The sequence below is a fragment of the Schlesneria sp. genome, assembly GCF_036405755.1.
Taxonomy (GTDB): Bacteria; Planctomycetota; Planctomycetia; order Planctomycetales; family Planctomycetaceae; genus Schlesneria; species Schlesneria sphaerica.
Genome location: NZ_DASWWZ010000126.1, coordinates 1 through 8,528 on the forward strand (window position 1 = coordinate 1; position 8,528 = coordinate 8,528).

An 8,528-nucleotide genomic window follows, 5' to 3' on the forward strand; every position below is an offset into this window, starting at 1 on the left:
TGCGAGTCTCTCCCGACTCATGCCCGACGTGACGGATGTTGAGCATCGGCTCGCAGCCAACTCGCTCCGTCAGTGGCTCGCCGCTTACCAGCAGGCGGAAGATCTGATTTACATCGGCGCCTATCAGCGCGGCTCCAATTCCGACGTGGATGCAGCCATCAGACTGCGGGAGCCGATCCAGCGATTTCTACGGCAGGCTCCACGTGAACACGCGACCCTCTCTCAAGCCGTCCAGGAACTGCAGCAGCTTCTCTCTCTGAACGAGGAACCAGTCGACGATATCGACTGACGGAAACGGTTTACGACAGGCATCGGTTGTCGGTGTTTTCACGAGAGCCGTAAGCCAACACTCTGGGGGTGAATGCGAAGATGATTGCTCCAGCAGTTTGCGAGACCATCGCCGATGATTTCGCGAAGGTGCGCGAAAAAAGCGGCTCGGCAAAATCGCCGGGCCGCTTAATCTGCAATTGTCATCACGAGAGATGACTCACGCGAACTGGAATCACTCTTCTGCAACGTACGGCAGCAGGCCGACGTAACGAGCTCGGAGGATTGCTTCACGAACGGCACGCTGGAACTTGGCACAGTTGCCTGTCTTGCGGCGAGCGAGCATGTTGCCTTCGCGATCGATCATGGTTCGCAGTGTCTTGAGATCTTTATAATCAACAAAGACCGGTCGTGGTGATTTGTCGCATCCGTTCGGGCAGAATCGGCAACGCAGCTTCTTTTTCAGCCGTTGACGCTTCTTACGGAGTTTCTTGATCTCTGTCTTGGTATACGCATTCATTGTCACTGACCTCGAGTTGGTGATTCCAGCGAAACCGGAACCCGTTTCATCAAGAAACGCGGGAGGGAACTACCTGCCGTCGCGAGACCGAATCCGAAAACAGATCGACCAGTCGCTACATCAGCATACACGGCTGAGACGGAACGGAAGTATCGCTGGGGGACCACGATAATGCAAGCGAGCTTCATACACTTATTGACGGTGACACGGCAATTTCACCGCCGCGTAACTCCTCTTGGCGACAGCAGTTCGCATCCAGTTGCCCGATTCAGACTAGGCCTGTTTCTGCTTTTTGGCTGTCCGGCCGGTGGACGGAGAAATCAGACTGTTCAGAGTGGCCAGATTCATGGCGTCGAGATTAACACCATCCCGCTCTCCTTTTTCGGTTTCCAGGTACATTGGCGTTTGCGCAAACCGGGGATCGTTCACGAGATGACGGAAAGGTTCCAGGCCAAGGCATCCCTCTCCGATATGTTCGTGCCGGTCGACCCGGCTCCCTAACGGCTTTTTGCTGTCGTTGATATGCCACGCCCGAATCCGGTCAATGCCAATGGTTCGGTCGAATTCGTCCATCGTGGCGGCGTATTCGTCCGGAGACTGAAGGGGATATCCGGCGGCAAAGATGTGGCAGGTATCGACGCAGATGCCGAGTCTTTCCGGCTCTTGCACCTGCTTGAGAATGAACGCCAGGTGTTCAAAGCGATTTCCCAGGTTTGTCCCCTGCCCGGCTGTCGTTTCCAGCCAGTATTGACAGCGGAAGCCCTTCGTGCGGCGATGAGCTTCATCGAGTCCCGCCACAATTTTCTGCAGGCCCTCTTCCTCGGATGATTTCACGTAGCTGCCGGGGTGCATCACAACCCCCTCCAGTCCCAGAGCCTCTGCCCGTTCCAGCTCATGGACGAGTGCATCGAGAGATTTCTGCCAGAGCACGTCGTCAGGGCTGGCGAGATTGATCAGGTAGCTGTCATGAGCACACGGCCGCTGAATTCCCGTGCGGGCCAGGGCGTCGCGGAACAGTCGAACGTCCTCGTCGGTCAGCGGTTTTCCCGCCCATTGATTGTTGTTCTTTGTGAACAGTTGCACCGTGTGTAAGCCGAGTGCTGCGGCCGCGTCAACGGCTTTGAAATATCCACCGGCAATACTTAAGTGCGAGCCAAACAGAGGCATAACGGATTCCATTCTGTGACCTGATCGACGTCCACATGTCGGGACGTGACCATCGAGCAAGCGTCGCGTGAGGACGTGATCGACTCAGAATGTATTCGGCTTCACGCGGATCGGAAACCACTGGGATCGAAATTCACAAGATGATTGTCGCGGAATATCAGCACGACACTGTATCCCTCGTTGTCGGGACCCCACTTGTAGATCAAATCGGTCGTCTGGTAGAGCCCTCCCAGTTTGAGGCGCCCCATGTCGGTTTCCCGTTCCCCCGATTCCCCCAGAATTTGCTCGACGTCGGTGAGTGACATCCCGTTTTTAATCCGGTTGGCGACCAGCCAGTACAAGGCTTTGTGGTCGCGGTGGACCACAAAGTTGTCACGGTGTTCCTGTTCGACCCGGTTGGCCTCATATTTCTTGGTCGTATCCGCCCTCAACCCGGGAATTCCCGATTCCCGCATCGTTTCGCAACCGGCGCTGATCAGCAGTGCAGTCGCCACCAGAGCGGTGGCAATCGCCCCCGTGGGAACGTCAGGCAGAAGTCGAATTGTGATCATGCTGAAAAACCTCGAAAATTCTCGCGGAAGGATTAAGAAACATAGACCACTTATCCGATTCAATCCAGACGAGTTTAAGAACATGTGGCGTAACTGTGGCGGGAGACTTGACCACATCGCTGCTGGCTCCTATTGTTGTGCCCACCACACCAGTGAGAGCACTCTCTGGACGATTAGCTCAGTTGGTTAGAGCGCCACGTTGACATCGTGGAGGTCGTTGGTTCGAGTCCAATATCGTCCACTCCAAGTGGTTTTGCCGTAGTGAGTGACATTCCTCAATTTGACGAGCTTTCCACAGCTTGGCGTTGAAGTGAAGCAACCTCCGGGCAAGTCACCACCAGCACGAAGTCGAGCAGCCTCGGGAGTTTTTCCCGGGGCTGTTTCGCTTTGACGGCCACGGGTTTCAATGTCGGCACGGCAACTCCCCTTCCAGGAATGGGTTGGTGTCTGTCTCGATACCAGGCAATCGTACGAAGCCATGTTGAGATCTCTCCCGGGATTGGATCACGCAAATAATCCATGAAGGAACCAGTTCCCTGTGTCTCGCTCCACAAAGGCCCAGAGCCTGGTCCCGTTGGCAAGATCGAGCTGGTAATAATCCCTCTTTGCGTCAACATCTCGCCACCAGCCCCCTTCGATTCGCTCGGGTCCGCTGATCCGGATCACCGATGAGTGGTGGACTCGACCCGGCAGGCCCTCCGTCGATGTTTTTTCGACAACGAGAGGCCGGGGTGGGTGTAAAAGTCGTAGCGGGCGGCAGCGCAACCCCGAAGAACTGAAACTGACGTCGGTCGGAGTTTTCGCATCCAGCCAAGGAACCGGCTCACAGGCAAATTCCGGTTGCGGATCCGGTTTCAAACGCGGGTTTAAGACTGCCTCGCAACTGAGACGAATGCTCAGCCGATCCACCAGTTCTGCCAGTAACTGAGGTTGCCTGTCCGCAGTATCGTCGTCAAACAAGGTTGTCTGCCGAACGGGAGGCAACCCGATTTCGGCGGCTTCCATCCGAACCCCCTGCACATTTGAAAGAAACACGCGACGCTCGTTCTGTAACCGGAGCAGTTCCAGCAGGTGTCGTTTTTCATTCACAGGTCTCAGCATTCGCAGCACGGTCGGGTCGGCGGTTGTTCCCAGCCAATGGCACTGCAGCTCGCGCAATCCGGCCTGTCGTTCCGTTAAGCGGACCAGCAATCGCTCCAGCAACACCTCGCAAACATGATCGAGTGTCTGGCGGTCGTCAATCGGTTCTTCAAACAGCCACTCGGTGAAGAGCGGCTCTGACTGCCGTTCGGCAACCAGAAGTTCCGGGGCGTGGCCCAGTGCCTGATCCATTCGCAGAAGCAGCTCTTTTCCGAAGCGAGCCGGCAATGTCGTACGCGGCAGATTGTAGAGCTGAGAAATTCGAGTGATATCCAGAGTCTCCAGCGACTGCCGGACCGTCTCACTGATTCGCAGGGCCCCCACCGGTAGGGATGCGAGCCACTCGCGCTGTTCACCAGGGGGAATCAGAGAAAGATCGGCTTCTCCGAAATGGCTGACTCCCCAGGCGGCCCCCCATGAATCGGCGATCGCCACCCGGACATGGATCCCTTGCCGCGCCATGTCTGTTTGTACGGTCTCGGCCAGTTTTTGTTCTCCTCCAAACAGCACTTCGCTTCCCGAGATCTCCAGCCAAAGCGATTCAGGAGTCGCCGTCTCTTCCAGCCCAACCAGTGGGCTGTATCGATGACAGTAACGGGCCAGTTCCTGGAGTTTGAGCCGATCCGCAGCGTGGTCGACGCGCTGCAGGAGAGCAGACTCTGCGGAACTCGCACTTGTTGCTTTTCTTCGATTGAGATGCGGAGCTCCAGAGTTTTGATGTGAGGCCCCCGGCAACAGTGATCGGACTTCACCGATTGGCATGCCGACACGCACGCCCCACTGCAACGCCTCGGGCGAACAGACTACAACCTGATACCCCCGTCGTCCTTCATCGAACAGAATGACGGGGCGCAGTGCCGGTTTTTCTCGCGGTAAAAATCGCTCCCGCAGCATCGGTTCGCCGAGTAGTGGTGAGGGAAGGTGATCTGAGCCGAACAAACTTTCCGATTCAAAGTCCTGATCCTGATCAGGAGAGGCGTCGGGATGCAGTTCCTGCGTGGAGTTCCATGGTGTGACGATCGCGGGGGACGCTTCGGCGGCGGAAGCCTGTGTTCCTTCCCGAACACTGATGGAATCGGCTGCGCCCCTTCCCTTTGCGTTGTCTCCCTGATTGACTGCAGGCTCTCGCAGTCGGGTGCGAAGAGGCTCGTCAGGCGATTTTGCTGACAGAATGCAGCGCAGATGCTGCACCGGCCAGAGTGGATACCAGACGCACATCACCCGTCGCATCACACACTTCCAGTTCCACCCAGTCGCCCGTGCGATACTCACCGCGACAAGAGAGAAGTTCGACTCGTATTCGCCGCCCCAACGGGGTGGCTCGTAATGGCTGAGGATGAACTAACCAGCGGACATCGGCCCACGATGCCGTGCGTGCAGCTTTCGCGGGACGAAATAGAACTCCGACTCCTCCCCCCATCTCCGCGGCAATCTTCCATCGTCGCAGCACTCGATCGGTCATTCGTTCGGCTTGAAACCAGGTCAGGCCCACGGCAGGACAACGAAGCGATTGCTCCACGGCCCAGGCCGCATCCCCCAAAGACGACGGACGAAGCCAAAGCATTCTTTCCAGCGAGACACCCCATCCCTGCACCGCGGGCGGGTAAAACTCACCCGTTTCATCGACGACCGACCAGGCCCCTTGTCGCTGGAGTGCGGCGCGTACTCCTTGCAGGGCGAGGACCGTTACTCCACAACCTTCAACGGGTGACAGCCATTCCACCAGCCATCCCGGCTGCAGCCCGCGGCCGGGTAGTAACGCATCCAACGCTGGAATGCCGGTCGATATTCTTGTCGAATCCGCGACATACGAGCTGAATGTTCGGGAGGTTGTCTGACACAATCTTCGCAGGGCTCGGATTGTCTCGGCACGATCGGGTTTTTCTTCGATTCCAACACGCTGCTGATTCACTGGAAGAGTCATCTGAGTCTCTCAATCCCAGGCTGTCCGTTCGTCAATCTCGATGGTGTGCTTCTCGCACAACTCCCGAAACTCCTCCTGGTACGACTGCCACCTGTGATGATTTTCCTGGGCAGCCACGTAATCGATCACCTGATCGAGTCGAGACTGGCTGACAGAGAAAACGCCATACCCCGATTGCCAGGCGAAGCCAAACAGACCGTGGGCCGTATGAGCCCAACGCGCTGTTTCGGTCTTTACATGATCGACCAGCTTGGCAATCGTCACTGTCCGCGACAGGCCGCAAACCAGATGGACGTGGTCGACACTGCCCCCGGCGAATTGAGGGATACAACCGCACTCCTGCACCTGCTGGCACAGCATGCGAAACATCTCTTCCCGAAAGGGAGCACTCTGCAATAACGCTTCACGGTTTCTCGTACTGAAGACGAGATGCAGCCAGACCTGTACAGACGGCAGCGAGATCACGCGGTTCCACCCCGAAGCGGGTTCCGCCTGACCGCGACGACTCATTGTTCCCACGAACAAACTCCACAAAAACAAGCTTTCACGCTAGATTTCCCTCTCCAGTCCAGCCTGCCTTGGCGTGTCTTCCCCTCGCCCCGATTTCATGAGCCGAGCTATCAGCCCTGAATCATGATTCGTTCATGATTCAGAAAAACTCGTCACAAAACCGTCAAGATGCCGAGGTGTTAATTCGGAAAGACCACTCCTTTCGCTTTCTGAATTATGGATAACAAAAATATGTTTACAGGAAACAAAATGCAATGCAATACCACTTCGTGAAACGCAGGTTTTCCACCAGAGACTGGTCGGAATGGGCTGCGCAGAGAGGGATGGTTGAATGGGCCGGAAAAGCCGGGCGAAGCGAGCAATACGCGAGGTGGCCCGTGATCGTGGCCTAAAGGACTGTCGCGGCCAGTTGAGCAAGGGTCGCCCGAGACCGGTTTCCGGTCGCACTGATTTCCAGAATTCGCGTTGTCGGACTGTTGATCGTGATCCGCACAATGACCCGGTCCCGCGGGAGATACTCCTCAACGCGATCGGCCCATTCGATCAGGGCTACACCGTCTGTTGCGAATAACTCATCCAGCCCCAGGTCGGCAAACTCTTCCGCGTCTCGCAAACGATAGGTGTCACAATGCCGCATCAGAATGCGGCCCGGATACTCTTGAATCAAGGTGAATGTCGGGCTGTTGACCTCTTCGGCAGCCACCTCCAGCCCTTCCGCAACCCCTTTAACGAACTGAGTCTTCCCTGCCCCAAGATCGCCGATCAGTGCGATTACGTCACCGGGCTGCAATCTTCCCGCCAGAGACCGCCCCGCCTCATTCGTCTCAAGCAGGGATTCGGCGTGACAAACGAGCGTCTCATTGTCCGAGCGTAACCAGTATGACATCGTCTGTAGCCCTTCTCTGCGACTCTTTTTCCCGAGCCCCGTGCAACGGAAGTTGATTGTAGTCTGGTCTGCTAAAGATCCGCCCGGTGCAGGTCCCTACACGGGGCCTGTCTCCTCGACCTATCAGTCGGTCATGAACCTCAAGTCAGACCCTCGCACCGAGACGACTCCTCAGCAATCTGTCCGCACGTCGACAGCTCAATCGATCAATCCAGTCGCAGCAGGACAAACTTGAGATAGCGAAATTCCGGTAAGGCCAGCGGCGTGGGGTGGTCGGTGGGCTGGCCCCCGACATTGATTACCGTTCCCCGGCGGCGTGCCCGGGAAATCCCTTCTTCACAACATTCCAGAAACATTGGTAGATCGATATGGCTGGAACACGATGCCACCGCCAGCAGCCCCTGTCGCGCCGTCACGCGCGCCCCCGCTTCAATGACATTCTGATAGGCCGATTTCGCCTTCGGAACCGATTCACGATTCGGGGCAAACGAGGGGGGATCGAGAACCACCACCTGCCATCGTCGTTTTTCGCTGGACGCCTGCGCCAGAAACTCGAAGGCATCCGCGGCAACTCCCGTGTGCTGGTCAGCGGGAAAGCCGTTCCGTTGCCAGTGTGCGTTCGCTGCTTCGATCGCCGCAGGAGCAACATCGACGGAGGTGACGTGTGTTGCTCCCCCCGCACCCGCTGCAATCGAAAAGCCCCCCGTGTAGGAAAAGACATTCAGCACCGTCGCATCGCGAGACCAGGCGCGAATCAACTGCCGATTATCCCGTTGGTCGAGAAAGAATCCCGTTTTCTGTCCACGAACAACATCGGCAGTAAACTCCAGTCCATGTTCGCGAAAGGAAACGGGTTCAGCGGGTGTCGTTCCCACCAGAGGTCGGCCGGCCGCCCCCCGTTCCTTCTGACGCTCATAGATTCGTGGCAGGTTCTGTTCCCGCGCGAGCCACTCCGCCAGTTCGTCAATTTTCCAGAAACCAGCCGGCCCCTCACCGTCCAGTTTCACAACCGCCGTGTCACCGTAGACGTCGGCGACCACACCCGGCACGCAATCCCCTTCCCCATTGAGAAGTCGGAATCCATTGGTCGGGCCGTCAAAGGAAAAACCACGACGCAGATCCAGGGCTCCGCGCAGACGTCGCTCGGCCCACCGGTCATCCAGCTTCAGTTCCGGATCCGTCTCACAAATCCGCAGTGCGACAGGACATCGAGGATCATAAAAACCTCGAGCGACCGCCTGCCCCTTACGGTTATCCAATAAAACCGCAGGAGTCCCCGCCGGAGCGTGAGGGAGATCCCGCAACGCATCCGCGTAAACCCATGGGTCCCCACGCTTGATCAATCGCACCAGATCGCGATTCAGTCGCAGGACGACGGGAGTGGACGAGACTTCGATGAGTGGCATAAAAAAACTGAAAAAGAGGGCTCAAAGGCTCATCACCGGCTGAACGCCAGCAATGGGCGCCAGGAAAAATGAACAGTAAACGATGGCTGATCGTGAGTCGACCAGGCCGATTCTGAATCCGACCGAAATCTTCATTTTTTGAGGTGCCCTGCCGCTT

Annotated in this window: 8 protein-coding genes, 1 tRNA gene and 1 pseudogene; 2 read left to right on the plus strand and 8 right to left on the minus strand. The window is 57.0% G+C overall.

What is annotated here, in order from left to right:
• A pseudogene (locus VGE80_RS04345) lies at positions 1-289 on the plus strand (EscN/YscN/HrcN family type III secretion system ATPase); the annotation flags it as partial.
• Between the two features lie 213 nt (positions 290-502).
• Here VGE80_RS04345 and rpsR read toward each other — a convergent pair.
• The 3 genes from rpsR to VGE80_RS04360 all read right to left on the minus strand — a co-directional run bounded on the left by rpsR (position 503) and on the right by VGE80_RS04360 (position 2,505).
• Positions 503-787: a 30S ribosomal protein S18 gene (gene rpsR / locus VGE80_RS04350; protein WP_373651993.1), complete on the minus strand. Its 285-nt coding sequence runs from the start codon at positions 785-787 to the stop codon at positions 503-505.
• Positions 788-1,060: 273 nt separating this feature from the next.
• Complete coding sequence (locus VGE80_RS04355) at positions 1,061-1,954, minus strand: deoxyribonuclease IV (protein WP_440591799.1); 894 nt, start codon at positions 1,952-1,954, stop codon at positions 1,061-1,063.
• Positions 1,955-2,055: 101 nt separating this feature from the next.
• Positions 2,056-2,505 carry a hypothetical protein gene (locus tag VGE80_RS04360; RefSeq protein ID WP_397570109.1) on the minus strand — a complete coding sequence of 150 codons (450 nt, stop codon included), beginning with the start codon at positions 2,503-2,505 and terminating at the stop codon, positions 2,056-2,058.
• Positions 2,506-2,672: 167 nt separating this feature from the next.
• Between VGE80_RS04360 and VGE80_RS04365 the strand changes: the two genes are divergently transcribed.
• Positions 2,673-2,746, plus strand: a tRNA-Val gene (locus VGE80_RS04365).
• A gap of 263 nt (positions 2,747-3,009) precedes the next feature.
• On the opposite strand, the gene VGE80_RS04370 is transcribed toward VGE80_RS04365, so the two are convergent.
• From VGE80_RS04370 to VGE80_RS04390, 5 genes are all read right to left on the minus strand, one after another.
• On the minus strand, positions 3,010-4,875 hold the full coding sequence (locus VGE80_RS04370; RefSeq protein WP_440591800.1) for a DNA polymerase Y family protein: 1,866 nt from the start codon (positions 4,873-4,875) through the stop codon (positions 3,010-3,012).
• Positions 4,796-5,569: an ImuA family protein gene (locus VGE80_RS04375; protein WP_440591801.1), complete on the minus strand. Its 774-nt coding sequence runs from the start codon at positions 5,567-5,569 to the stop codon at positions 4,796-4,798. The genes VGE80_RS04370 and VGE80_RS04375 overlap by 80 nt, the downstream gene beginning before the upstream one ends.
• 9 nt (positions 5,570-5,578) lie before the next feature.
• The gene (locus VGE80_RS04380) at positions 5,579-6,079 is read right to left on the minus strand and encodes a transposase (protein WP_440591804.1); all 501 of its coding nucleotides are present in this window, start codon (positions 6,077-6,079) and stop codon (positions 5,579-5,581) included.
• Between the two features lie 388 nt (positions 6,080-6,467).
• Positions 6,468-6,965 (minus strand): tRNA (adenosine(37)-N6)-threonylcarbamoyltransferase complex ATPase subunit type 1 TsaE, encoded by a 498-nt coding sequence (tsaE, locus tag VGE80_RS04385; RefSeq protein WP_440591802.1) that lies wholly within the window; start codon positions 6,963-6,965, stop codon positions 6,468-6,470.
• Positions 6,966-7,171: 206 nt separating this feature from the next.
• On the minus strand, positions 7,172-8,371 hold the full coding sequence (locus VGE80_RS04390) for a class I SAM-dependent rRNA methyltransferase (protein WP_440591803.1): 1,200 nt from the start codon (positions 8,369-8,371) through the stop codon (positions 7,172-7,174).
• Between the last annotated feature and the right edge of the window lie 157 nt (positions 8,372-8,528).

Excerpts from the sequence above, each read along its gene's own strand:
- VGE80_RS04390 (WP_440591803.1), bottom strand. The coding sequence starts at position 8,371 with ATGCCACTCATCGAAGTCTCGTCCACTCCCGTCGTCCTGCGACTGAAT.
- VGE80_RS04375 (WP_440591801.1), bottom strand. The coding sequence starts at position 5,569 with ATGACTCTTCCAGTGAATCAGCAGCGTGTTGGAATCGAAGAAAAACCC.
- VGE80_RS04355 (WP_440591799.1), bottom strand. The coding sequence starts at position 1,954 with ATGCCTCTGTTTGGCTCGCACTTAAGTATTGCCGGTGGATATTTCAAA.
- tsaE (WP_440591802.1), bottom strand. The coding sequence starts at position 6,965 with ATGTCATACTGGTTACGCTCGGACAATGAGACGCTCGTTTGTCACGCC.
- VGE80_RS04370 (WP_440591800.1), bottom strand. The coding sequence starts at position 4,875 with ATGCGACGGGTGATGTGCGTCTGGTATCCACTCTGGCCGGTGCAGCAT.
- VGE80_RS04360 (WP_397570109.1), bottom strand. The coding sequence starts at position 2,505 with ATGATCACAATTCGACTTCTGCCTGACGTTCCCACGGGGGCGATTGCC.
- rpsR (WP_373651993.1), bottom strand. The coding sequence starts at position 787 with ATGAATGCGTATACCAAGACAGAGATCAAGAAACTCCGTAAGAAGCGT.
- VGE80_RS04380 (WP_440591804.1), bottom strand. The coding sequence starts at position 6,079 with ATGAGTCGTCGCGGTCAGGCGGAACCCGCTTCGGGGTGGAACCGCGTG.